Annotated in this window: 24 protein-coding genes and 1 tRNA gene; 10 read left to right on the plus strand and 15 right to left on the minus strand. The window is 64.6% G+C overall.

The genetic code is table 11. The features are described from left to right. Nucleotides 1–218: 218 nt before the first annotated feature. From RTQ46_RS08740 to RTQ46_RS08750, 3 genes are all read right to left on the minus strand, one after another. Nucleotides 219–2,327: an EAL domain-containing protein gene (locus RTQ46_RS08740; protein WP_312435927.1), complete on the minus strand. Its 2,109-nt coding sequence runs from the start codon at nucleotides 2,325–2,327 to the stop codon at nucleotides 219–221. Nucleotides 2,328–2,397: 70 nt separating this feature from the next. Then, nucleotides 2,398–2,829, minus strand: coding sequence for an inner membrane protein YiaA (gene yiaA, locus RTQ46_RS08745; RefSeq protein WP_312435928.1), 432 nt, complete (start codon nucleotides 2,827–2,829; stop codon nucleotides 2,398–2,400). Nucleotides 2,830–2,915: 86 nt separating this feature from the next. Continuing rightward, a complete protein-coding gene (locus tag RTQ46_RS08750) occupies nucleotides 2,916–3,863 on the minus strand; it encodes a DUF808 domain-containing protein (RefSeq protein WP_312435930.1) in 948 nt (315 codons plus the stop codon). Between the two features lie 189 nt (nucleotides 3,864–4,052). On the opposite strand from RTQ46_RS08750, the gene RTQ46_RS08755 reads away from it, so the two are divergent. From RTQ46_RS08755 to RTQ46_RS08765, 3 genes are all read left to right on the plus strand, one after another. Next, nucleotides 4,053–4,691: a LysE family transporter gene (locus RTQ46_RS08755; protein ID WP_312435931.1), complete on the plus strand. Its 639-nt coding sequence runs from the start codon at nucleotides 4,053–4,055 to the stop codon at nucleotides 4,689–4,691. 101 nt (nucleotides 4,692–4,792) lie between these two features. Continuing rightward, on the plus strand, nucleotides 4,793–6,703 hold the full coding sequence (locus tag RTQ46_RS08760) for a DUF6600 domain-containing protein (RefSeq protein WP_312435933.1): 1,911 nt from the start codon (nucleotides 4,793–4,795) through the stop codon (nucleotides 6,701–6,703). A 333-nt stretch (nucleotides 6,704–7,036) separates the two neighbouring features. Next, the gene (locus tag RTQ46_RS08765; protein WP_312435935.1) at nucleotides 7,037–7,312 is read left to right on the plus strand and encodes a DUF493 family protein; all 276 of its coding nucleotides are present in this window, start codon (nucleotides 7,037–7,039) and stop codon (nucleotides 7,310–7,312) included. Here the strand turns inward: RTQ46_RS08765 and RTQ46_RS08770 are convergent. Continuing rightward, entirely contained in the window at nucleotides 7,296–8,513 is a 1,218-nt protein-coding gene (locus RTQ46_RS08770; RefSeq protein ID WP_312435937.1) for a multidrug effflux MFS transporter, read from the minus strand. The two genes, RTQ46_RS08765 and RTQ46_RS08770, sit on opposite strands and share 17 nt — an antisense overlap. Before the next feature lie 125 nt (nucleotides 8,514–8,638). Between RTQ46_RS08770 and RTQ46_RS08775 the strand changes: the two genes are divergently transcribed. The 4 genes from RTQ46_RS08775 to ung all read left to right on the plus strand — a co-directional run bounded on the left by RTQ46_RS08775 (nucleotide 8,639) and on the right by ung (nucleotide 12,755). Further along, a complete protein-coding gene (locus RTQ46_RS08775; protein WP_312435938.1) occupies nucleotides 8,639–10,135 on the plus strand; it encodes a PLP-dependent aminotransferase family protein in 1,497 nt (498 codons plus the stop codon). A gap of 80 nt (nucleotides 10,136–10,215) precedes the next feature. Continuing rightward, nucleotides 10,216–10,914 (plus strand): lipoyl(octanoyl) transferase LipB, encoded by a 699-nt coding sequence (gene lipB, locus RTQ46_RS08780; RefSeq protein WP_312435939.1) that lies wholly within the window; start codon nucleotides 10,216–10,218, stop codon nucleotides 10,912–10,914. A gap of 38 nt (nucleotides 10,915–10,952) precedes the next feature. Continuing rightward, on the plus strand, nucleotides 10,953–11,969 hold the full coding sequence (lipA, locus tag RTQ46_RS08785; protein WP_312435941.1) for a lipoyl synthase: 1,017 nt from the start codon (nucleotides 10,953–10,955) through the stop codon (nucleotides 11,967–11,969). Between the two features lie 123 nt (nucleotides 11,970–12,092). Beyond that, nucleotides 12,093–12,755, plus strand: coding sequence for a uracil-DNA glycosylase (gene ung / locus RTQ46_RS08790; protein ID WP_312435943.1), 663 nt, complete (start codon nucleotides 12,093–12,095; stop codon nucleotides 12,753–12,755). 59 nt (nucleotides 12,756–12,814) lie between these two features. Here ung and RTQ46_RS08795 read toward each other — a convergent pair whose 3' ends face one another. Further along, on the minus strand, nucleotides 12,815–14,974 hold the full coding sequence (locus tag RTQ46_RS08795) for a TonB-dependent receptor domain-containing protein (protein WP_312435945.1): 2,160 nt from the start codon (nucleotides 14,972–14,974) through the stop codon (nucleotides 12,815–12,817). Nucleotides 14,975–15,064: 90 nt separating this feature from the next. Continuing rightward, nucleotides 15,065–15,406 (minus strand): hypothetical protein, encoded by a 342-nt coding sequence (locus tag RTQ46_RS08800; RefSeq protein WP_312435947.1) that lies wholly within the window; start codon nucleotides 15,404–15,406, stop codon nucleotides 15,065–15,067. 149 nt (nucleotides 15,407–15,555) lie between these two features. On the opposite strand from RTQ46_RS08800, the gene RTQ46_RS08805 reads away from it, so the two are divergent. Continuing rightward, nucleotides 15,556–15,978 (plus strand): PaaI family thioesterase, encoded by a 423-nt coding sequence (locus tag RTQ46_RS08805; RefSeq protein ID WP_312435949.1) that lies wholly within the window; start codon nucleotides 15,556–15,558, stop codon nucleotides 15,976–15,978. Between the two features lie 87 nt (nucleotides 15,979–16,065). Here the strand turns inward: RTQ46_RS08805 and RTQ46_RS08810 are convergent, their stop codons facing one another. The 7 genes from RTQ46_RS08810 to RTQ46_RS08840 all read right to left on the minus strand — a co-directional run bounded on the left by RTQ46_RS08810 (nucleotide 16,066) and on the right by RTQ46_RS08840 (nucleotide 20,924). Then, entirely contained in the window at nucleotides 16,066–16,761 is a 696-nt protein-coding gene (locus RTQ46_RS08810) for an anti-sigma factor domain-containing protein (RefSeq protein WP_312435951.1), read from the minus strand. Beyond that, complete coding sequence (locus RTQ46_RS08815) at nucleotides 16,758–17,348, minus strand: sigma-70 family RNA polymerase sigma factor (RefSeq protein WP_312435952.1); 591 nt, start codon at nucleotides 17,346–17,348, stop codon at nucleotides 16,758–16,760. The genes RTQ46_RS08810 and RTQ46_RS08815 overlap by 4 nt, the downstream gene beginning before the upstream one ends. 95 nt (nucleotides 17,349–17,443) lie before the next feature. Beyond that, a complete protein-coding gene (locus RTQ46_RS08820; protein ID WP_312435954.1) occupies nucleotides 17,444–17,959 on the minus strand; it encodes a TlpA disulfide reductase family protein in 516 nt (171 codons plus the stop codon). A gap of 83 nt (nucleotides 17,960–18,042) precedes the next feature. Further along, the gene (locus RTQ46_RS08825) at nucleotides 18,043–18,711 is read right to left on the minus strand and encodes a BON domain-containing protein (RefSeq protein ID WP_312435956.1); all 669 of its coding nucleotides are present in this window, start codon (nucleotides 18,709–18,711) and stop codon (nucleotides 18,043–18,045) included. Then, complete coding sequence (locus tag RTQ46_RS08830; RefSeq protein WP_312435957.1) at nucleotides 18,704–19,300, minus strand: phosphoheptose isomerase; 597 nt, start codon at nucleotides 19,298–19,300, stop codon at nucleotides 18,704–18,706. Before RTQ46_RS08830 ends, RTQ46_RS08825 begins: the two co-directional genes overlap by 8 nt. A 57-nt stretch (nucleotides 19,301–19,357) precedes the next feature. Then, the gene (locus RTQ46_RS08835; RefSeq protein ID WP_312435959.1) at nucleotides 19,358–19,714 is read right to left on the minus strand and encodes a YraN family protein; all 357 of its coding nucleotides are present in this window, start codon (nucleotides 19,712–19,714) and stop codon (nucleotides 19,358–19,360) included. A 10-nt stretch (nucleotides 19,715–19,724) separates the two neighbouring features. Then, nucleotides 19,725–20,924, minus strand: a complete 1,200-nt coding sequence (locus tag RTQ46_RS08840) for a penicillin-binding protein activator (RefSeq protein ID WP_312435960.1) — start codon at nucleotides 20,922–20,924, stop codon at nucleotides 19,725–19,727. A 198-nt stretch (nucleotides 20,925–21,122) separates the two neighbouring features. Between RTQ46_RS08840 and rsmI the strand changes: the two genes are divergently transcribed. Continuing rightward, nucleotides 21,123–22,031 (plus strand): 16S rRNA (cytidine(1402)-2'-O)-methyltransferase, encoded by a 909-nt coding sequence (rsmI, locus tag RTQ46_RS08845; RefSeq protein WP_312435962.1) that lies wholly within the window; start codon nucleotides 21,123–21,125, stop codon nucleotides 22,029–22,031. Nucleotides 22,032–22,083: 52 nt separating this feature from the next. On the opposite strand, the gene RTQ46_RS08850 is transcribed toward rsmI, so the two are convergent. Continuing rightward, nucleotides 22,084–22,704: a hypothetical protein gene (locus RTQ46_RS08850; protein WP_312435963.1), complete on the minus strand. Its 621-nt coding sequence runs from the start codon at nucleotides 22,702–22,704 to the stop codon at nucleotides 22,084–22,086. A gap of 151 nt (nucleotides 22,705–22,855) precedes the next feature. Between RTQ46_RS08850 and RTQ46_RS08855 the strand changes: the two genes are divergently transcribed. Continuing rightward, a tRNA-Pro gene (locus RTQ46_RS08855) sits at nucleotides 22,856–22,932 on the plus strand. Between the two features lie 248 nt (nucleotides 22,933–23,180). On the opposite strand, the gene RTQ46_RS08860 is transcribed toward RTQ46_RS08855, so the two are convergent. Continuing rightward, complete coding sequence (locus tag RTQ46_RS08860; RefSeq protein WP_312435965.1) at nucleotides 23,181–24,104, minus strand: hydroxymethylglutaryl-CoA lyase; 924 nt, start codon at nucleotides 24,102–24,104, stop codon at nucleotides 23,181–23,183.

Raw genomic sequence — 24,104 nt, forward strand, 5'->3', positions numbered from 1 at the left:
AAGTTGGACGCGGGTAAATGAACAAAGCTTGCAGGATTGCAAGAACGTGGATCAGTGTAAGGAGTCGCCGCTGCAAATTTATTGATATAGATCAAAATCCACAAAATTGAAGCGGCTAATTTGGCGGCGCACCGGCAGGGCTAGTCACTTCTGCCGGTGGCACAGTTGGTCGTCATGCCAGATTGACTACAGCTTTTGCTATGGTACGTAGCGGGTGCTCAATCCATCCCTGCCGTCAGCGGCCGCAAGTGACCCACCGCGTAGCCCTGCGCATAATCGACGCCCAGTTCGCGGATGACGGCCAGCGTGTCGTCGTTCTCCACGTATTCGGCCACCGTTTTCAGGCCCATCACGTGGCCCACCTCGTTGATGGCCTTGACCATGGCGCGGTTGATGGCGTTGGTGGCGATATCGCGCACGAACACGCCATCGATCTTCAGGTAGTCGACCGGCAAGGCTTTCAGGTAGCCGAACGAGGAAAAGCCGGCGCCGAAATCGTCGAGCGAAAAACGGCAGCCTAGCGCCTTGAGCTTGTGCATGAACACCTGCGCCTTGGGCAGGTTGGCGATCACCGCCGTTTCCGTGATTTCAAAGCAGATCTGTTCTGGCGCGATCGCGTAGTGCACCAGCTGCTCGGTGATATAACGCTGCAACCCGGTATCGGCCAGCGACATGCCCGACAGGTTGATCGAATACAGGGCCGGTGCGCGGCGCACGCTGTCGATCAGCGCCTCGACCGGCGGCAGGCTGTCGCGCACGGTCTGGATATGGTGGCAGACGGCGCGGATCACCCAGCGGTCGATCGAGATCATCATGTCGTAGCGTTCGGCGGCGGGGATAAAGGCGCCGGGCAAAATCAGGTCGCCCTTGCCGTTGCGGATGCGCAGCAGCACCTCGTCGTGGCTTTCCGGCTCGTCATGCAAGTGCACGATGGGCATTGCGTACAGGCGGAAATACTGCTGCTCGAACGCCTCGTTCAGGCGCGAAATCCACAGCATTTCGCCGTGCCGCTGGGCCAGCATCACATCGGCTTCCTGGTACACGTGGATGCGGTTGCGGCCCTGCTCCTTGGCCAGGTAGCAGGCCTGGTCGGCGGCAATCAGCAGCTCGCTGAGCGACTTGCTGTCCTGGTTGATTTCCACCATGCCGATGCTCACGCCCAGCTCGTAGCTGCGGTTGTCCCAGGCGAAGTGGAAATCGCGGATCGACTGGCGCAGCTGCTCGCCGATCTGGCGCGCATGCTCCATCGGACAATGCGGCAGCAGCACGCCCAGTTCGTCGCCGCCCAGGCGCGCCAGGATGTCGCTGTCACGCATTTGTGACTGCAGCAGCTTGGCCAGCAGTTGCAGCAGCAGGTCGCCGGCGCTGTGGCCGCAGGTGTCGTTGATGACCTTGAACTGGTCCAGGTCCAGGTACAGCAAGGCGTGTACATGGCCCTGCTCCTTGGAGGCGTGCAGCGCGTCGGCCACCAGGTGCTCGAACTGGCGCCGGTTGATCAGGCCGGTGAGATGGTCATGCGTGGCCTGCCACGATAATTGCTGGGTCAGCTTGCGTTCATGGCTGACATCGCGAAACACCACCACCGCGCCGAGGATCTCGCCGTCGCGCGACCAGATCGGCGCGGCCGTATCCTCGATGGCGAGATGGCGTCCGTCGCGCGTGACCAGTTCGGTATGCATGGAGGCGCCGATGGCCTGGCGCTGGTGCAGGCATTTGATGGCCACGTGTTCCAGCGCCAGGCCCGTATGCTCTTCTACCAGCGGCATGGTTTGCCAGATATCGAGGCCCAGCGCCAGCTGCGTGGTCCAGCCTGTCAATTGCTCGGCCATCCGGTTCAGGTAGCGCGTCTTGCCCTGCGGGTCGGTGGTGATCACGCCGTCGCCGATCGAGCTGAGCGTCACTTCGGCCAGTTCCTTGCGCTCGGCGATCATGATCTCGCGCAACTGGTGCTCGGTAACGTCCCAGATGATGCCCAGCGTGCGGTCGGGCTCGCCGCTGGCGTTCGTGAAGACATGGGCCTTGGCGGCCAGCCAGTGTTCGCTGCCATCGGGCCAGACCACGCGGTACTGCAGCGCATAGCCGCCGCGCCGCTCCACGCCGTCCTGCAGCACCTGCACCACGTGGTCGCGGTCATCGGCATGCACGCAGGCAAGAAAGGCGGGAAATGACTGCGTCAGCGCCCGCTCTTCCAGTCCCAGCAGGGCGGCGCCCCTGGCCGACCAGTTGACGGTGCCGCCAGTCACCTGGCCGGCGACAATGTGCGAATCCCAGATCGACATGTGCGCCGCTTCCAATGCCATATGTAAACGTTTTTGCTGGTCGCTCATGGTGTCTCCGGCCCTAAAAACCAGATAGACAAGCGCGTCGCGACTTGGTTCCCGGCGACCTGACGCAGCGCTAAGGCTGCGTTTCGGCGGCGCTGCCCGACGGGGCAGACAGGGCCATGTCGCGCACGTTCTTCTGCACCGCCACCGCCGCAAACAGACTCAGCAGGAAGGACATGGCATAGAAACCTTTTTCGCTGTTCTGCAGGCTGGCGTTGAACAGGCCCACCGTCAGCAGCAGCAAGGCCAGCAGCACGGAGATCCAGCACAGGCCGAAGTAGATGCCGGTGACGGCGATGCCTTCGTGGCGGTCGCGCACGGATTTTTGCAGGGAAATGGCGGCAAACAGGCCATACATCAGCAGGGTGAAGTAATAGCCTTTTTCATTGAGCGCCATGGCGGCGTTCCACAGGCCGCTCAGATAGGTGATGGCACCGATCAGCAGGGCGGCCCACGAGGCGCCGACAAAGGCGCTGCTGGGGCGTTGGACGGGCGTGGTATGCATGCGGTCTCCTTGACGGGGGTGCGCCGCCAGGCATGCCCGGCGGCGGCAGTCGCGGTTGCGGCTGCCGCCCCATCAGACCAGAAAGTTCATTTGACCGGCTTGACCATGCGCAATAAAGCCTGGGCGCCGCTGACCACCGCCAGCACCAGGGCGCCGGCGATCACGCCGACGATGGCGTTGACCACGCTGGGCAGGATGGCCGCCAGCACGCCGCCGGCCACGGCCACGCCGCCCACCGCGTGTTCCATCTGGTGCAGCATGCCGCTGGCCCACGGCCAGCCGTGCGTCAGGATGCCGCCGCCGACCATGAACATGGCCAGCGTGCCGACCACCGACAGGAATTTCATCAGCTTGGGCGCGGCCGCCACCAGCATGCGGCCAAAGCCGCGCACGCCGTTCATCAGTGCGCCGGCGCCCTTGCGCGCGGACAGCCAGAAGCCGGCGTCGTCGAGCTTGACGATGCCGGCCACCAGGCCATACACGCCGACTGTCATGATGATGGCGATGCCGACTACCACCGTCACCTGTTCGGCAAAGGTGGCGGTGGCCACGGTGCCCAGCGCGATCACGATGATCTCGGCCGACAGGATGAAATCGGTGCGCACGGCGCCCTTGATCTTGTCTTTTTCCAGCGCCACCAGGTCCACGTTCGGGTCGCGCAGCGCCTCGGCCAGCTCGGCCTTGTGGCTGTCGTCGGGATGCAGGAACGGATGGGCGATCTTTTCAAAGCCCTCGAAGCACAGGTAGGCGCCGCCCACCATCAGCAGCGGCGTGATGGCCCACGGCGCAAACGCGCTGATGGCCAGCGCGGCCGGCACCAGGATGGCCTTGTTCTTCAGCGAGCCGACGGCCACCGCCCACACCACCGGCAATTCGCGCTCGGCGCGCACGCCCGATACCTGCTGGGCGTTCAGGGCCAGGTCGTCACCGAGCACGCCGGCCGTCTTCTTGGCCGCCACCTTGGTCATCAGGGAAACATCGTCAAGGATGCTGGCGATATCGTCGAGCAGGGCAAACAGGCTGGAGCCGGCCATCTCAATACCCTCCCGTGCTGGTGGAGGGGATGGGCGCAAATAAAATGGAGGAAAGGTTCATCATGTTCTTATTGGTTGGGATGGTTGGGATGCCGTGTTGAGGGTTGACATGATCTTAACCCAAGCCCGGCCGGCACGGCCGCACGCAGCGCGGTAAAATCGCCGTCTTCCCTCTTTTCTGGATTTCGCATGAGCTTTGCCACCTGGTTCACCTTTGTCGTCGCCGCCTGCATCATCGCCGTCTCGCCCGGCTCCGGCGCCGTGCTGTCGATGTCGCATGGCCTGTCGTACGGGGTGAAAAAGACCAGCGCCACCATCCTCGGCCTGCAACTGGGCCTGCTGGTGGTGCTGTTCATTGCCGGCGCCGGCGTCGGCTCGCTGCTGCTGGCGTCCGAAGTGGCCTTCAATATCGTGAAAACCGTCGGCGCGCTGTACCTGATCTGGCTGGGGCTGTCGCAATGGCGCGCAAAAGTGGCCGTGGCGGGCGACCTGCATGCCGAAGCCGTGCTGCCGTCGCTGCAGCGGCGCGTGCTGACGGGTTTCCTGACCAATGTGACCAATCCCAAGGGCATTATCTTCATGGTGGCGGTGCTGCCGCAATTTATCAGCGCCAGCGCCCCTGTGCTGCCGCAGTTGCTGATCCTGGCCGTCACCATGTGCACCATCGACCTGATCGTCATGCACAGCTACGCCTTCCTGGCGTCATCGATGCAGCGCTTCTTCCGTGACGCCAAAGCCGTGAAGAAACAGAACCGCTTCTTTGGCGGCCTGTTGATGGCGGTCGGCGCGGCGCTGTTCTTTGTCAAACGCGGCGCGCATGCATCATGATGTAGCATTTGCAATTGTTTGTAAGCCGGCTTGTGATGCGGCGCAAATCGGCTTGTAATCAGGCTTTCCGCCCTGTTTGTTCCTTTCACTGGAGCGCTGCCATGCGTCCGACCTTGCTGCACACCGTGTTTGCCTTCGTGCTCACTTCCGCTTGCCAGCTGGCGCTGGCCGACCCGCCCGAGCGCGTCGGGCGCATTTCCACCGTCGAGGGACAGGTGCTGGTGCGCGCCGGCGACGGCGAAGCCGGGGAAGCGCTGCTGAACTGGCCCATCGCCACCGACAACCGCATCACCACCCTGCGCAATGGGCTGGCCGAATTTCGCGTCGGCGGCGCCGCCGTGCGCCTCGATGGCGACTCCGAGCTGGAAGTGACGGAACTCGATGACGACAGCTTCAAGTTGCATCTCGGTCATGGCAGCGTCAGCGTGCGCGTGCGCGATCAGGACGCCCTGCAAGGCCTGGAGCTGACCACGGCCCACGCGCGCGTGATCCTGACGCAGCCCGGCTGGGTGCGCGTCGACGCCGGGCGCATGCCGGGCACCAGCGTGGTCAGCGTGCTCGAAGGATCGGCCGATGTCGACGGCAGCACGGCCAGCGTGACACTGCGCGCCGGCAAGCGCGCCGAGCTGACGGACGAGGAATTGCGCACCGGCCCGCTGCAGCGCATCGCTTTTGACAGTTGGCCCGAAACGCTGCCGACGCTGCCGTCGGCCTCGCCGGCGCTGCGCTATGTGACCGAAGACGTCACCGGCTATGAAGAGCTGGACCGCTTTGGCGCCTGGCAGGAGGACGCCGAATACGGCCCGCTGTGGCTGCCGCGCACGGTGCCGGCGGGCTGGGCGCCGTACAGCGACGGCCGCTGGAGCTGGATCGCGCCGTGGGGCTGGACCTGGATCGACAATGCGCCGTGGGGGTATGCGCCATCGCACTACGGCCGCTGGGTACTGGTCGGCAAGCGCTGGGGCTGGACGCCGGGACGCGAACGCGCGCGCGGCGCCTGGGCGCCGGCGCTGGTGGGCTGGGTCGGCGGCGACCACGGCCCGCGGCCGGGCCAGGCGCATGGCCAGCGTCCCGGCCCGGGCGTGGGCTGGTTCCCGCTGTCGCCGCGCGACCGCTATGTGCCCGGCTACCGCGTCAGCCCGGACTACGAGCGCCGCGTCAACCGCATCGCCGACGGCCGCCGCCCCGGCGCCGGTGAACGCGAGCGGCGCGAAGGCCTGACGATGCTGCCGCAGGAGCGCTTCGGCGAGCGCCGCACGATCAATGTACCGCGCGGTTCGCGCGTGACGATGCCGGCGCCGCAAGTACACAATCTGCCGCTGACCACGGCGCCGCCGCCGAACGCCAGCTGGCAGCGTCCGCAAGGGCCCGCCGACGTGCGCCGCAACGACGGTCCTGTCCGCACCTGGCGCGGCGATGTAACGCCCCGCCCGGGCCGCCTGCAGACCGACGACGGGCAAGCTGCGCCGGTGCGTGAAGTCCGCGAACCGCGCGAGCCGCGCGAAGCACGCCGTCCGGCCATGCCCGAGCGCCCGCCCGTGCCTGCCATGCCCGTGTCGCCGCCGGCGCCGGCCATGCCTGCCTTGCCGCCGGTGCGCGATGCAATCGGCCAGCCCGACCGCATGCCGGGCTGGCGCGGCGAGCAGCGTCCACGCAATGACCGGCCCGACCGGCCTGAGCGGATTGAACGTGCCGAGCGCCTTGACCGTCCCGAACACCGTCCGCAGCCGCAGCAACCGGCTGCTGCACCGGTGGTGGTGCCGGCCGCGCCTGCACCGCGGCCCGAGCGGCCAGACCGTCCTGAGCGAGCCGATCGTCCTGAACGCGTCGATCGTGCCGAACGCCGCCCGCAGCCGCAGCAGCCTGCGCCTGCCCCGGTTGCCGCGCCACCGGCGGCGCCAGCGCCAGCGTCCCGGCCAGCCGCCGAGGCGCGTGCCGAGCGCAGCAATCCGGGCCGCGAACGCGCCAACCAGGGGCGCAACAATGGCCGCACGCAGGAGGCCGAACACTGAGCACTACCGTCTGGCGGCGATTTATCGAGCTTCATCCCCTCAAACCGACAGTTCGTCACATGCCGCAAGTAAAGCACCGGTGATTTCTCTACAGTAGCGTCATTGCAGAACAGCGCAACGCCGCACGGCGAGACAGCACCGATTTTTCCGGCTATTTTGTCCCAAACGAAATAGTTTTAGCCCGCTGACAAAGCGGGCTTTTTTTTGCCCTGCCGGCGGCCGGGCGGCGCCGGCTTCGCCCGCTGCCGAATTTCGCTACAATACGCACTTATGCAGGCGCTGCGCGCACCATGGCGCGCCGCCCGCCCTGACAGCTTCTGTATTGGAACCAGCATGCAAACCATCCCTCCCAGCGAATCGCTGATCGAATATCCGAGCGACTTTCCCATCAAGATCATGGGCCCGACGCACGTCGACTTCGCGCCGACCATCACTGCGCTGGTGATCAGCCATGATCCGACCTTCCATGACGGCCGCCTGGAAGTGCGTCCTTCAGGCAAGGGCAATTACACGGGCCTGACCGTTACCGTGCGCGCCGTCAGCCGCGAGCAGCTCGACGCCCTGTACAACGCGCTGTCGGCGCATCCGATGGTCAAGATCGTGATGTAATTGTTGTCAGTGCCGGCACTGCCGCCTGGTCGCGCGTTGCCAGGATGACGGCGGCAAATGCCGCGCTGGCGCCGGCCGTGATCCACAGCAAGGGCTGCGCGCTGCCGTCCGACAGGGCCGCCAGCAAGGCGCCGCAGGCGGACGTGATTGCCATCTGGATAAAGAAGAACAGGCCCGAGGCGCTGCCCGCCTGGGCGCCATACGGCTGCAGCACGGCCAGCTGGCAGGCGGGGATCGCCATGCCGACCGACACCATCACCAGCAGCATCGGCGCCACCAGCGACGCCAGCTGCTGCGGCGCCAGGCTGCCAGCCACCAGCAGGCTGGCCGCACCGGCCAGGTTCAGCGCCACGGCCAGCGCCAGCATGCGGTCCGGGCCATGGCGCGGCGCCCAGCGCCGGAACAGCGTCGAGCCGGCGATATAGCCGCTGACCGTCAGCGCAAACACCAGCGCATAGGCCAGCGGCGACAGGCCCATGCCCCGTTGCAGCAGCACCGACGATTCCGCAATGAACGGAAAATAAGTGCAGTACACAAACCCGATGGCCAGCGCATAGCGCAGGAAATACCAATCCCTCAGCAGGCGCCGGTACAGCGCCGGCACCGGTTGCGCCGGTGCCGCTTTGCCCGGCCGGGTTTCCGGCACATACGCGGCGATCACTGCCAGCGACAGCAAGCCCAGTCCACTCAGCACGCCGAACACGGCGCGCCAGCCGAAGGCGGCGTCCAGCACGCTGCCGGCCAGCGGCGCCACGATGGGCGACAGGCCCATGCCCATCGAGATGCGGCCCAGCATGCGCGCCTGGGTGGCGGGATCGAAACGGTCGCGCACCATCACGCGGCCGATGATGGTGCCGCTGCAGCCGCCGAATGCCTGCAGCAGGCGCGCCGCGATCAGCACAGGGGCGTCCGGTGCGCAGGCGCACGCGATGCTGGCCAGCACATAGATCGCGGTGCCGGCCAGCAGCACCGGACGGCGTCCGTACCGGTCGATCAGCGGCCCACAGACCAGCATCGAGGCGGCCGAACCGGCCAGGAACACGCTCAGCGTCAGCTGCAATTGCGCATCGCTGGCATGCAGGGCGTCGGCCATGGCGGGCAGCGACGGCAGGTACATGTCGATGCCGATGCGCGACAGGCAGACCAGCAACAGCAGGATGGCGCTCCAGGCCCACAGTGGCGGGGATGTTGTTGTCGGCATGTTTTCCACGGATAGCTCAGGCGGTACGCCGGGTTGGCGCACCAGAACGGTGAGAATAAAATGGTTGTGGTGTAATGCGAAGAGCCGGTTACGCAAAATTCCATTGGACCACTTGGACGCTATTTATGCCGCGAGGAAAAACACCGCTGGCGCTGGACTTGCCGCGCCCCACCAGCTGGCTCGATCATCCGGGCGTCAGCAAACAGGATGGCGCGTATGAGGCATTGCGCGCTGCCATCCTGAACAAGACCTTGCCGGCCGGCAGCCGCCTGCCGTCGAGCCGCGCCCTGGCCGCGCGCTGGGAACTGTCGCGCGGCACCATCGAAACCGTGTTCGACCGCCTGCACGCGGAAGCCTATGTCACGCGCATTCCCGGCTCCGGCACGCGCGTGTGCGCGGTGGTGCCGGAACGCTTCCTGATGGCTGGCCTGGATGCGCCCGGCCATCCCTCGGTGGCGCCACCGCCTGCCGCCGACACCGGCGTGCGCGACGGTCTGCCGTTCGTGGCGCGCCGCGCCGACGCCAGCCTGTTTTCCACCGCGTCGTGGTCGCGCTGCGCCGCCCGGGCCTTGGCCGCCGCCACGCCCGCCCAGCTGTGCAGCGCCGATCCGGCCGGCGCGCCGCAATTGCGCCGGCAGATCGCCGACTACTTGGCCAAGTACCGTGGCATCCGCTGCGATCCGCACGATATCGTGGTGACCACCGGCATCCGCCATGCGCTCGACCTGATCGCCCGCAGCATCGTGCGCGACGGCGACAAGGTCTGCCTGGAAGACCCGGGCTACCCGATGGCGCGCGCCCTGTTTGCGCTGGCCGGCGCGGTGCCGGTCGATCTGCCGGTGGACGCCGAAGGCATCGATTGCCAGGCCTTGCAGGTGCACACCGATGCCAGCCTGGTGTATGTGACGCCGGCGCACCAGTCGCCGCTGGGCGTGACCATGTCCGTCACGCGCCGCCTGGCGCTGCTCGACTGGGCCAGTGACAGCGGCGCCTGGGTGGTGGAAGACGATTACGACAGTGAATTCAATTACCAGAGCGCGCCGCTGGCGGCCCTGAAGTCGCTGGACCAGTACCAGCGCGTGATTTATTGCGGCAGCTTCAACAAGACTCTGTTTGCCGGCCTGCGCATCGGCTTCATGGTATTGCCGCCCGGCGTGCGCCCGCTGCTGCTGCGCACGCTGCAACTGACGGGCCGCTCGGTCGGCATGACGGAACAGCTGGCGCTGGCCGACTGGATGGAAGAAGGCGCGTTCGTGCGTCATCTGCGCCAGGCGCGCCTGGCCTACAAGGAGCGGCGCGACCTGCTGCTGGCCTGCCTGGAGCAGCAGGCGCCGGGCCGCTACCGCATCAGCGGCCAGCAGGCCGGTTTTCACTGCGTGCTGTGGCTGCCGCCGGGCAGCGATGAAACGGTTTTTTGCGCACAGGCGGCGCAGGCCGGGCTGGCCTTGCAACCGCTGGGCGAATTGTGCCAGCAGGCGCGCCTGGCACCTGCCGTGCTGATCGGCTATACGGCCTTGAGTCCGGCGCAGATCCGCCTGGCCGCGCCTGTGCTGGCGCAGCTGTTGTTGCACTCGGGTAACGATAATCTCGCCATTCCCGCCGCTACTACCGGGCTACGCTGACCCCAATGCCGGGCTGGCGGTATAATCACGGCTTCGCCGCAGCGTCCACCAGGCGCCGGCAGCCGACCACAGAATCTGTCATGACCACCACCCGAACCGAAGCGGCCCTGATCCGCGAGCTGGGCCGCGTCGATTACGAGCCGACCTTTGCCGCCATGCGCGCGTTTACCGATGCGCGCACGACGGAAACGCGCGACGAACTGTGGATCGTCGAGCATCCGCCCGTGTTCACGCTGGGGCTGGCGGCCGACCGCGGCCATCTGCTCGCTGGCGCGGACGCAATCCCGGTAGTGCAGACCGACCGCGGCGGCGAAGTGACGTTTCACGGCCCGGGCCAGGTGGTGATTTATTTGCTGATGGACCTGCGCCGCAACAAGCCGGGCGGCAAGCTGTATGCGCGCCAGTTCGTGCATAAAATCGAGCAGGCCATCATCAATGTGCTGGCGGCGTATAATCTTGCAGGCGAGCGCATCGATGGCGCGCCCGGCATCTATATCGCCGGCGGACCCGACAAGGGTGCGAAGATCGCCGCGCTGGGCTTGAAAGTGCGCGGCAACGGCTGCACCTACCATGGCGTATCGCTCAATGTGGCGATGGACCTGGCGCCGTTTTCCTGGATTAACCCGTGCGGCTATTCCGGCCTGAAAACGGTCGACATGCGCAGCATGGGCGTGGACGCGCCGCTGGCCGACGTGCAACGCGCGCTGGCCCGTGAACTGACCGTATTACTCGATGTACAGCAGAGCGCCGCAGGCGCGCCTCAGGCAGCGGATGCCTGAGCAAACAAACCAACACCGCCCGTCAAGGGCTTGCAGCCATGACTTCTGAGACCATTTCCAGCACCGCCCCCGTCGCCGCAGCCGCTCCCGTCTACAATCCGAGCGAAAAGCAAAAAGGCGCCAGCAAGACCTCGCGCATCCCGATCAAGATCATTCCGATCGAGCAAGTCGAGCGCCTGAAAAAGCCGGACTGGATCCGCGTCAAGGCCGCCTCGGCCTCGACCCGCTTCTATGAAATCAAGGATACGCTGCGCGAAAACAACCTGGTCACCGTGTGCGAAGAAGCGAGCTGCCCGAACATCGGCGAATGCTTCGGCAAGGGCACGGCCACCTTCATGATCATGGGCGACAAGTGCACGCGCCGCTGCCCGTTCTGCGACGTCGGCCACGGCCGCCCTGATCCGCTCGACAAGGAAGAGCCGGCCAACCTGTCGAAAACCATCGCCAAGCTGCGCCTGAACTATGTCGTCATCACCTCGGTCGACCGCGACGACCTGCGCGACGGCGGTGCCGGCCACTTCGTCGAGTGCATCCAGCAAACGCGCGCCCTGTCGCCGAACACCCGCATCGAAGTGCTGGTGCCCGACTTCCGTGGCCGCCTGGAAAAAGCGCTGAATTTGTTCAAGGACGGCCTGCCGGACGTGATGAACCACAACCTGGAAACGGCGCCGCGCCTGTACAAGGAAGCGCGCCCCGGTTCCGACTACATGCATTCGCTGAAGCTGCTGAAAGACTTCAAGGCCATGTACCCGGACGTGAAAACCAAGTCCGGCATCATGGTCGGCCTGGGCGAAACGGACGAAGAAATCCTGCAAGTGATGCGCGACATGCGCGAGCACGACATCGACATGCTGACCATCGGCCAGTACCTGGCGCCATCGAACAGCCACCTGCCGGTCCGCCGCTACGTGCACCCGGACGTGTTCAAGATGTTCGAGGCGGAAGCCTACAAGATGGGCTTTACCCACGCCGCCGTCGGCGCCATGGTGCGCAGCTCCTACCATGCGGATGAGCAGGCGCATATGGCTGGGGTGGAGTCGGCGCTGAACAATTAAGCACCAGCCGCAGCGAGATCGAGCCGCCCCGCGCAAGCCGGGCGGCTTTTCTTTATAGAAATGTAAAGCAGAAATATTAGCTGGCAGTCTATACTCGGCTGGCCAAAAAACTATGGAGTTGTCATGGAAGTACGCATCGAACCATCGTGGAAACAGCGGCTGCAGGCCGAATTCGAGCAGCCCTGGTGGACCAGCCTGGCGGCGTTCGTCAAGGAAGAATATGCGGCCGGGCCGTGCTTCCCTCCCGGCAAAGCCATCTTCCGCGCGTTCGACCTGGCCCCGTTCGAGCAGGTCAAGGTGGTGATCCTGGGGCAGGACCCGTACCACACCCCGGGCGCGGCCATGGGGATGTGCTTTTCGATACCGGAAGGCACACGCCCGCAGCCGAGTCTGCAAAATATCTTCAAGGAATTGAAAAGCGATGTGGACGTACAGCGCACCAGCACGGATTTGAGCGACTGGGCCGAGCAAGGCGTGTTCCTGCTCAACAGCGTGCTGACCGTGCGCTCGGGCGCGGCCGGCTCGCATGCGGGCAAGGGCTGGGAAAAGCTGACCGACAGCGCGATCCGCCATCTTTCCGAGGAGCGCGAAGGCATTGTCTTTATTCTGTGGGGCGCGTATGCGATCGCCAAGCGCGCGCTGATTGACGAGGGCAAGCACAAGGTATTGACGGCGCCGCACCCGTCGCCGCTGTCCGCGCACCGCGGCTTCTTTGGCAGCAAGCCGTTCAGCCAGGCCAATGCCTATCTGCAGGAACACGGCCAGCAGCCGATTGCCTGGGGCTGAATCGACGGCAACCGACAGCGGCAGGCGTTGCTCCCTGCCGCTGTCTTCGCACGTAACTTTTAGAAACTCGTGGACAGTCCCGCATACAGGCTGCGGCGCGCGCCATACTGCGGGGCACCGACGCCCACGCCGGAACCGTCGCGCAGCAGGTACGATTTGTCGAACAGGTTGATCAGCGCCAGGCGCCCTTCCACCTTGCCAACCGGCGTGTTTTTCCACGTATGCGTCAAGGTCGTGTTAACCGTGAAGTAGTGCGGCAGGTGGCCCGAGTTCGGCGCCGCGTCGTCCGGCGTCATGCGCAGGCCGCTGCCGTACAGGAAGTCAGCACTGACTTGCGAATCGCCAAAGTGATAGTGGCCGCCACCGGACATCGTGTAGGTCTGGTCATGGTCGAGATACACATAGTTGTTTCTGATGTAAGAGATCTCGTCCGCACCGAACAGGGCCTGGCCGGAATTGATATTGCGGCCCTGCGCCTTTTGCGTGCTGGCGTTCAGGAACACGCCCCAGTTTTTCTCGCTGTAGATGGCCGACAATTCCAGGCCCTTGGCATACCCTTGCGCGTAATTGAACGGCGTCAGTATCAGCGCCTGGCCGAACTGGCCTTCGTCGAGCAGGTTGCTGATTTTCTTGTAGTAGGCGTCGGCCGTCAGCGTCAGCTTGGAGTTGACCTGGTGGCTGATGCCCACGTCATAGTAATGCGTGCGCTCGGCCTTGACGTTGTCGGAGGTGGCAATTTCCGGCGCATTGGTGGTGTTCGCATACAGGTCGATGCTGCCCTGCGCGGCCAGTTCCTGCGGTGGCGGCGTGAAGTAGCGCGAATAGCCGGCGTGCACGGCGGTGCCTGGCGCCATCTGGTAGGCCAGGTTGACGCGCGGGCTCCATTGCTGCTCGCTGGTATACGCCGACACCTTGTCGTAGCGGGCGCCGTAGTTCAGGGTCAGCGGCTTGCCGATATGCCATTCGTCCTGCAGGTAAAAGCTCGACAGCGTGCCGGTCTTGCCGCTGTTGTCGATAATCGAGATCGGCGTGGCCGAGGTCTGTCCGTTGTCGTCTGCCGGGAACACGGCCACCGTATTGTCGCTGCCGGTTTTCTGGCGCGTGTAGGCCAGGCCCGCGCGCACCGTATGGTCCTGCTGCAATTTGTAGCTGACATCGAACTGCGCACCGGAGGCGCTGTTCGAGCGGCGCGAGTCCGAAGCGACGCCGTTATAGATCAGGTCGCCAATCGAATCGGGCGTGAAGTGCAGCTGCGAATACTGGTGGAAGGCGGACACCTGGTAGTTGAGGTCGCCCAGGCTTTTCTGCAGCGACAGCACCACGAAGCGGTTCACCTCGCGCTGGTTTTCATCGAGCTGGGACGACGGCAAGGTGGCGCTGCCGGCCTGCGCATCGCTGCGGCCAGCCAGCGTGAAGCCGGGCGCCTGGTCCGGATTGTTCGGAATCTGGAAGCGGCCGTTGTAGGTGCCGAACATGGCGCCCAGGCGCGTATTGTCATCGAGGAAGTACGACAGGTTGCCGAACGATTTGTTCTGGCGCGTCTTGTCGTGCAGCGCGTTGCGCGTGTCCTGCGGATTTTCCACGCCCAGCGAATTGCCCAGGTAGCTGCCGGACAGGTAGTAATTGAACTTGCCGACGCTGCCGAAGAACTCGGCGCTTGGTTCGATATGGTTGTGGCTGCCGACCAGGATGCCGATCCGTCCGCCGGGCGTCAGCCCGCCTTCCTTGGTTTCGATATCGACAATGCCGGCCGTGCGCAGCCCGAACTGGGCCGGCAAGGCACCCGTCATGAAATCGGTCTTGTCGATCAGGCGCGTGTCGATCGACTGGCCAAAGCCGCTGATGCTTTCGGGCAGCTGCACGCCATTGATGCGGTATTGCACGTTCGCATGGTCATCGCGCACGTGCAGGGCGCCCGAGCCTTTCGAGTCCTGCGACACGCCTGGCAGGCGCAGCAGCACTTCATTGAACGGCGTATTGTCGCCCTGGCCCAGCATGCCGATCATGTGGCTGTCGATGCTGTAGATGGTGGTGCCCACTTTCGGCGACAGGTCGATGCGCGCGCTTTTCAGGTGGGCCGAGGTGACTTCGACCGTCTGCATCTCTGGTGGCGCCGCCTCGGTGGCGGTGTCGGGTGTGGCATCGGCCGCATGGGCGGAAATGGTAAACAGGCTGGCAATGGCGAGCGACAGCGCGCTCAGGCGTGGAGTGTGTTGCATGGTAAACCTCGAAATAGTAAACGCCAGGCGGCACGGCACGATTCTGTGGACGTGCGGCATGCAGCCTGCAAAAGAAAAACGGCGTGGGAACTACAGCGAGGTGGATGGCGGGCCGCGCACGGGCGGCAACAGCAGGGTAATAACGGGAGCGGGCAGTGCCGGCAGCACCGCCAGCAGGCGGTACGGCAGCAATTGCGCCGGCGGTTCGACCAGCGCCGGCGGCACGGCAATGTCCGCCACCTTGTCGATGGCGGTGGCGCACAGCGCGCACTCTTCCGCGTCGAGGCTGGTCTTGTGCAGGTGCGAGGCAGCCGTCGACAGCAGGAACACCAGCGCCAGCGCACTGAACAGCGCCACGCACAGTTGCCACGGCGTGCGCGCGAGGGCGGACGTCCTGGTGACTGGCTTGCGGGTGGGCTGGCGGGTAGACATGTGGCGCATAGTAGCAAGAAACACGCTGGCTTGTCAGCGTCTGTTGCAATTGATTTGCTTCTGGTGCAACGCCGGTGGCCTACCCACAACAGGGAAAGTTGCTATCATCATAGTGTTTTCACACCCTACAAGAAAGACAGAGACAGACCATGAGCAATCCAGACATTACCCTCGACGTATTGAACCAGCGCGGCATTGGCCGCCTGCCCGGCCACCTTGGCATCGTCATCACCTCCGTCGGCGACGGCAAGGTGACGGCCGAGCTGCCCGTGCTGCCGCACCTGCTGGCGCCGAACGGCTACCTGCACGCCGGCAGCGTGGTGACGCTGGCCGACACGGCGTCCGGCTATGGCTGCATCGCCAACCTGCCCGAAGGCGCGAACAATTTCACCACCATCGAGCTCAAATCGAACCACCTGGGCACGGCCCGCGATGGCACCATCGTGTGCACGGCAAAAGTCGAGCACAAGGGCCGCAATACGCAGGTATGGGATGCCGTGGTGACGAGCAAGGAAACGGGCAAGACACTGGCGCTGTTTCGCTGCACGCAGATGATTCTTTATCCTAAATAAACCCGGGGTCAGACCCCCTCGACCGTTGGCGCTAGCCTCTGCGTTTGCGGTATTGAGGGTCCGATCCCGGCAGTTGCGCCGTGCGGGTTACAACCTTACCCAATTACCCTTGTACAAAATCGGCCCGGTCGGTCCATTCGGATCGGGCGAGCCGCCGCGCGGCTCCAAGGTCACGGCCAGCAGCGCCACATCGCCGCCGATCGCGCGCTCGGACAGGGCCAGCTTCACGCTGCCCTTGTCGGCCAGGAGGCCCAAGGAGCGCGGGTTGCCGCTTTTCGGCACGGCCCACAGTTCCAGATCGCGGTCAGCAGGCACCGGGGCATTGCCCACCATGCGCACTTCCAGCGTGTCGTGGCGGCTGTCGGCCGTCAGCAGCAGGGCCGTCTGCGATTTCTCGTCCATTAACGTGGCCACATGGCTGATTTGCGGCGCGTTCACCAGCTGCGTCGACAGCACGATCACCAGCAGCGCGGCGATCGCGCTCGAGGCCAGGCCCAGCGAACGCCAGAAGGAGACCGACTCGCGCCACCGTGTCCAGCCGCCCTGTGGTGTCAGGTGCAACCGTTGCTCGATCTGCTGCCAGACGCGCTTGGGCGGCGCCACCGGCGTGGCGAATTCCGCCATCGGTTCGAGGCGCTGGCGCCATTCGGCCGTGATATTGCGCAGGTCGGCGTCGTTGTACAGCCAGCCCTCGAAACGGCGCCTTGCACCGCCCTTCAGCGTGCCCAGCACGTATTCGGACGCCAGCTTCTGGCGCAATGGGTCGTTGCCGCGGATATTCATGGCGCCTCCCGTTTGGCCAGGCAGGTGCGCAAGCGCTCCAGGCTGCGCCGTATCCAGGTCTTGACGGTGCCGATCGGCAGCGACATCTGCTGCGCCACTTCGCTGTGCGACAGGTCGTGGAAGTACGCCAGCGCGACCACCTGCCGGTGCAGCCCTTCCAGGGCCGACATGCAAAACGCCAGCGCTTTCGCATCGCCGCTGATCTGCAGCGACTCGATCGGCGTGGCCTGGGGATCCCGTAGTGCGTTCATGACTTCGCCATCAAATTGTTCCGCATCGATTTCAACCGTGTCGTCGCTACGCCGCAGCACATCGAACGCCTTGTTGCGCACGATGGTGGCCATCCAGGTCATCGGCGCGGCCAGATGACTCTGATAACCGGCGGCGTTGTTCCAGATGGCGACGAAACCCTCCTGCAAGGCTTCTTCAGCGAGCTCTTGCTTATGCAATATACGCAGCGCGAAGCCAAACAGTTTCGATGAGGTAGCGTTATAGAGGTGGCGGAACGCCTTGGCGTCCTTGTTGCCGGCCGCAAGCAGCCAGGCTTTCAGTTGTTGCGGGTCGAGCGATGAGGCGTCAGGAGACACGGCTAACCTTCACAAGGTGAACGGGATTCACGAAATGGAAGGTTATATCAATCAGGCAATCATTTGCAACAACGTTATGTGTTGTGCGCGGATGTTTATCCCGCGATGGCCGTTTCCAGCAGTTTGTGCAGTTCGGCAAACTCGGGTTTGCCCACATAGCGCTTGAGAATCTTGCCCTGCTTGTCGAGCACGAAGGTGGTCGGCGTCATGGCCACGTCGCCATAGGCCTTGGCCGCTTCGCCCGTCACGTCGAGCGCGACCTTGAACGGCAGCTGGCGCGTCTGCGCAAAGTTCAGCACGTAGTTGGCCGGATCGTATTGCATGGCCACTGCCACGAATTCCAAGCCTTGCGACTTGTATTTGTTGTAGGTGTCGACCATCTCCGGCATTTCCGCCACACAAGTGGTGCACGAAGTGGCCCAGAAATTGACCATGACTACCTTGCCGCGCAGGCTGGCGGACGAGATCTTTTCGCCGTCGATGGCGTGGAAGGTGACGTCCGGTGCGCTCTGCTTGTTGTTCAGCGACAGATAGCCGGCTGCGGCCACGCCGGCGACCAGCACGGCAATCAGGGCAGGCTTGATCCAGGACTTCGAGCTCGATGTTGACATAGTTTTACACACCAGATACGTAACGATGGGGCCATTATAGCCCCATCATCACATGCTTGCCGCAGGTCGGATGGCCCAGGGTTTTATTGCGCGGCAGGAGCGCCGGTGCGCGCCGGCGCCGCCTGGAACTGCTTGAGTTCCTCTTCCGAGATGTAGTCGAGCAGCTTGACCACTTTCTGCACGCCGCCCACGCCGCGCGCCACATCGGCGGCCACGGTGCCTTCGCGCTGGGTCACGCGGCCCATCAGGAACACGGTGCCGCTTTCGGTAACGACCTTGAACGAGGCGGCCGAGATGGTTTTCATGTCGACCAGGCTGGCCTTGACCTTGGTGGTGATCAGCGCATCGTTCGAGCGCGAGGTATAGCTGGCCGGGCCGGCGATGACCAGTTCGTTGTAGACGGACTGCACGCCATCGATGGTGCGCACTTCGCGCTCGGCCGCAGCTTTCATCGCTTCATCGCGCACTTCGCCCGACAGCAATACGCGGCGGTTGAAACTGGTGACATTGACATGGCCGACATCGCCCGTAATGGCGGGCATGCGTGCCTCGCCTTTTACGGCGATCGCCTTGTCTTCGGTCTGGGCGCCCAGGGTGCGGCGGTCTGCCGCGGCGACACCGCTCATCACCGCGCCACCGACCATCAGTTCGATGCAGCCTGTCAGCGAGGTGAGCATGGCGCCGCACAGCAGGGCGGTCGCCAATGGGCGTTGTACGCGTTTCCAGCCTGGGCCAGTACCGAATTTAGTCATTCACGTCTCCTCCGAATAGTGCGACGTCGATGCCGTCGCAAATGCAATGTATGGTGGTCAGATGGACTTCCTGGATGCGCGCCGTGCGTTCGGCCGGCACGCAGATATGCACGTCGGCATCGGTCAGCACTTTGCCGATCGCGCCGCCGTCCTTGCCCGTCAGCGCCACCACGCGCATTTCGCGCTCGAGTGCCGCCTCGACCGCCGCCAGCACGTTGCCGGAGTTGCCCGAGGTGGAAATGGCCAGCAGGATATCGCCGGCCTGGCCGAAGGCCTGCACCTGTTTCGAGAAAATCTCGCGGTAGCTGTAATCGTTGGCGACCGCCGTCATGATCGAGGTGTCGGTGGTCAATGCCAGCGCCGGCAGCGGAAAGCGTTCACGCTCGAAACGGCCGACCAGTTCGGCGGCAAAATGCTGGCAGTCGGCGGCGGAACCGCCATTGCCACAGGCCAGGATTTTGTTGCCATTCGACAAGGCGGAAAACATCAGCTCGATCGCCTGCGCAATGGAAGGGGCCAGCACCGTGGCGGCCTGGATCTTGAGTTCGGCACTTTCGTGGAAGTGCGAGAGGATGCGTTGATTATTCATAGTCTGCCGATTATAGTGCAGGCGCGCGGCGAGGCGGACAAGCGCTGTTAAAAATGCTTACATATCGAGGATGTTTTTCAGCCATTCCATGCGCTTGCCATCGATGACGACGGCGTCGAAGCGGCACGCTGGCAGGCTCTTTTGCGTCAGCAGCCAGGTCTGCGCGGCGCGCACCATGCGCCGCTGCTTGGTGGGCGTGATGCTGGCCAGGGCGCCGCCAAAGTTCTGGCTGCTGCGCTGGCGCACTTCGACAAACACGATGCTTTTGCCGTCGCGCATGATCAGGTCCAGCTCGCCGCCCTGGCACAGGAAATTGCGCTGCACCAGTACCAGCCCCTGCAGCAGCAGATAGGCCAGCGCATCGTCTTCGGCCAGCCGCCCCAGCGCACGCTTGTCCTGCGGGGTCCGCGGCATGGCGTTTCTCTTACTGCGCCAGTGGCAATGCCGCAGGCTGCGGCAGCTCTTTCGGCGGCCAGGTGCCCAGCACGCCCTGCTGGTACGTGGCGGCCTGCTCGGTACGCTCGAAACGAATCTGCCCGGCTTCCTGGCGCACAGCCAGGCGGCCCGTCACGCCATCGAGCGTAAACGGCGCGTTCGGACGCAGCGCCACTTCGCGCGCCACGCGGAAGGCGTCGATGCCCAGCGCATACAGGCGTTCCATGTCGGCCGTCAGGCGTCCGTCGGCCGGTTGTGGCGGCTGCGGATAGACCATCACCTGCGGATGGTCGCGCTGCACCTGCCATGGCAGGTCGAGCAGGCGCGCGCCGTCCAGCTCCGGGCCGCTGGCGCCGCGGCCGATGCCGGGGTTCAGCGACGAGGTGCCATACAGCGGCAGGTCGGGGCCGATCGCCACGCGCAGCTGGCGCGCCTGGTCGGCGTCGAGCGCGGCAAACAGCAGCGCCGGCGGATTGGTGCCGAGGCGCGCGCGCAATTGCACCATTTCGGCGTCGCTCAGGTAGCCATTGGTGGCCGTCAGGTCGACCTGGTCGGCGCTGCCGCCCTGGCGCAGCCATTCCTGTTTGAAGGCGGTGCTGGTGCGGCGCTGCGAGGCCGAGCCGGCCGACAGAATCAGGGCATTGGCGCGCGGCTGCTCGCTGGCGGCCCAGGCGGCGACCTGCCGCGCTTCCGCTTCGATCGACAGGCCCATTACCAGCAGCTTGGCCGGCAGGCGCGCTTCGCCGCGGTTCTCGGGATGGTTCAGCGCGATCGTCGGCTTTTTCACCAGGTCGCTGTTGGCCACCGCCGTGACGGCCGAGCGCGACAGCGGGCCGACGACGATATCCTGTTCCTCCTGCGCTTGCGCAAACTTGTTGAGCACGTCGGCGCTACCGTCACCCGTATCGATCACGGTCACCTCGAAGCCGCTGCGGTCGCGTTCGTAGGCGGCCATGAAGCCGGCGCGCAGCAGCGATGCCGCCGGGCCCAGGGTTTCCGAGCGCAGCGGCAGCAGCAGGCCGATATGATGCTGCTTGCCGTCGGACGGCGCCGGCGCCGTGGCGGCCGGCAGGTCCTGCGCGGTGCCGGTGGCCGGCTTGCCCGTGATCGGCGCGACATTGGCCTTGCCGCTGTCGTCATACGAGGTGATGTCGGGCACGGCCACGGCGAAGGTCACAGGCTCGGGCACGGGCGGTTTCGGCAGCGGCGCGGGCACCGGTGCGGGTGCCGGCAGGGAGCGCGGCGGCGGTACTGCCCTTGTGTTTGATTCAATAGGCGCGCACAATTGCCCGGGCGCGTCGCAAGGCGTGCTGCAAGCGCTCAGCATGCCGGTCGCGGCACAAACAAGCAGTAACTTCACACTATTAGCAAGCATTTAACCTCCAAAATGACCGTACAAGAAATCAGTTCCATCGCCAGCCTGCCCATCATGACAGAGGCCGCGCACCAGGTCTATCCTATCGCAACATTGTATGTAGTGGCCACGCCCATCGGCAATGTCACCGACATCAGTCTGCGCGCCTTGCACTTGCTGAGCCTGGCTGACGCCGTCGCCTGTGAAGATACCCGCAATACGGCGCACCTGCTGACGCGTTTTGGCCTGAACAAGCCGTTAATTGCTGCTCATCAACATAACGAGCGCGAAGTGGCGCAAACCCTGATCGCCCGCCTGCATGCCGGCGAGCGCATCGCGCTGGTCTCCGATGCGGGCACCCCGGCCGTGTCCGACCCCGGCGCACGCATCGTCGACGCCGTGCGCGCCGCCGGCCTGCGCGTGTTGCCGCTGCCGGGCGCCTCGGCGGCGATTACCGCCATTTCCGCCAGCGGCCTGCTGAACGACCAGTTCTATTTTGTCGGCTTCCTGCCGGCGAAATCGAAGCAGCGCGAAAACATGCTGCACAGCCTGCGCGGCGTGACCGCCACCATGGTCTTCTATGAAGCGCCGCACCGCATCCTCGACTGCGCCACGGCCCTGGCCGAGGCATTCGAGCCGGCGCGCCAGGTGGTGTTCGCGCGCGAACTGACCAAGCTGTTCGAAGAAATCCACCGCTGCCCCCTGTCCGAGGCCGAAGCCTGGATCCGCGCCGACGCGCACCGCGAAAAAGGCGAATTCGTGATCCTGCTCGAAGGCGCCACCGAAGCGCAGGACGCGGAAGACGTGGAAGCCGAGCGTATCCTCAATATTTTACTGGCCGAATGCAGCGTCAAGCAGGCCGCCAACCTGACGGCGCAAATTACAGGGCGCAAGAAAAACGCCTTGTATGAGCGGGCGTTGCAGTTGAAGGGACAGGAGTAAGTCCACCCAACATGGGCATGATCGTACCCATATTGGGTAGGTTGTCAGGCCCCTACCACTTGCAGCCGCTATCTTTTTTATCCAACAGCATCATCACGGGCGCCAGCAGCCCTGCCCCTGCATAGGCGGTACGGCAGTCGCCGCGCTTGCCACTGGCGATATCGCGCGCCAGCTGAGTTTCCGTCTGCAAAGGTTTATCGGGAATCTGGCCAACTGCCGTGCCGACCCTGGACGGGTCGCGCTCGCCGGCCACCTTGCGCGCTGTTGACAGTGCCGCTGCCATATCGAATTTCGGTGTTTCGGCGGCCGGCGTCTCGGCTGGCGTAATTGCGGGCGCCAGCTTGATGGCATTCGGGCCCGGTTCGGCTGGCGGCGCGACGGATGGCCTGGCCCTGGCGCTGCTGGCGCTGGCCGCACGCACCGGCTTCGGTTCGCGCTTCGGCTCCACCGTGGCAACCGGCGGCGGTGGCGGCTTGATCGCCAGTGGCCGTATCCATACGGCGACCGATTCCACCCTGGGGCCGGAATCGGGCAGCGCTGGCGGCCTGGCGTCGCGCCAGCCGTACAGCAACGCCACATGCAGCAGCAAGACGCCGGCGCCAAGCAGCAGGCGGCGCCGGTGCGCCGGGCCACGGTAATCATCAGAAGAATAGACCAAGGGTAGTGCCGTCATGTTTTCGCATCCTGTGAGAGAAAACTGGCGCTCAGTGTCGCATACTTTTTTGGCATCAAAACAGAGATGGCGGCCAGCGGCGTAAATTATTTTCGCGAAGTTTTGCCGGACCCTTGACCGAATTGAATATGGTCTGTATTATCTTGGTCTTCGGAGTGTGGCGCAGCCCGGTAGCGCACCTGGTTTGGGACCAGGGGGTCCAAGGTTCGAATCCTTGTACTCCGACCAAATATGTAGAAAAAAACCCGAGAGTTACGGCTCTCGGGTTTTTTTTCGTCCGTACAATTCATGCGTGTTGGCCATGGTGATGTCGGGTTACGGCCTGCGGCCTGACAATTGGGGTAATCTGGGCGGTGTGGGTGATGTCGGGTTACGGCCTGCGGCCTAACCCGACCTACGAAAGCCGCGTAGGTCGGATTAGGTCCGACGGGCCGTAATCCGACACCATTGCTGGCCAAAACCCCGGTGACGCCAGATTATGCCGCCGCCCGCTTCGCCGCCAGCGCATTGCCCGCCCGGCTCGATCCCTTGCGCCCCAGCTGCTGCGAAATGAACTGGCCCGCGTCGACCACCAGGTCCAGGTCGATGCCGGTGGCGATCCCCAGCCCGTTCATCATGTACAGCACGTCTTCGGTGGCGACATTGCCGGTGGCGCCCTTGGCGTACGGGCAGCCGCCCAGGCCGGAGACCGACGAGTGATAGATGGCGATGCCCAGCTCCAGGCTGGCGTAGATATTCGCCAGCGCCTGGCCGTAGGTGTCGTGGAAGTGGCCGGACAGGCCGTCCACGTGAAACGCCTCGATGGCGCGCGCCATCACTGCCTGGGTTTTTCTCGGCGTGGCCACGCCGATGGTGTCGGCAATATCGATTTCGTCGCAGCCCAGGTCGCGCATGCGTTTCACCACGTCGGCCACGGCGTCGAGCGGCACCTCGCCCTGGTACGGGCAGCCAAACGCGCAGCTGATGCTGCCGCGCAGGCGCAGGCCATTGTCTTTTGCCGCTTTTGCCACCCCTTCGAAGCGGGCGATCGACTCGGCGATCGAGCAGTTGATGTTCTTTTGCGAGAAGGCTTCGGAGGCCGAGCCGAAGATCACCACTTCATCGGCCCTGGCCGCCAGCGCTGCCTCGAAACCCTGCATGTTGGGCGTCAGCGCGGAGTAAATTGTGCCGGCGCGGCGCGCGATGCCGGCCATGACCTCGGTGCTGGTAGCCATCTGCGGCACCCATTTCGGCGACACGAACGACGCCGCTTCGATATTCGCAAACCCCGCTTGCGTCAGCCGGTCGACCAGTTCGATCTTGACGGCGGCGCTGATGGTGTCCTTTTCATTTTGCAGGCCATCGCGCGGGCCCACTTCGACGATCTTGACCTGTTTCGGCAGATGCGGTTGGCTGTTCAT

The organism is Janthinobacterium sp. (genome assembly GCF_031995485.1).
GTDB lineage: Bacteria > Pseudomonadota > Gammaproteobacteria > Burkholderiales > Burkholderiaceae_D > Janthinobacterium.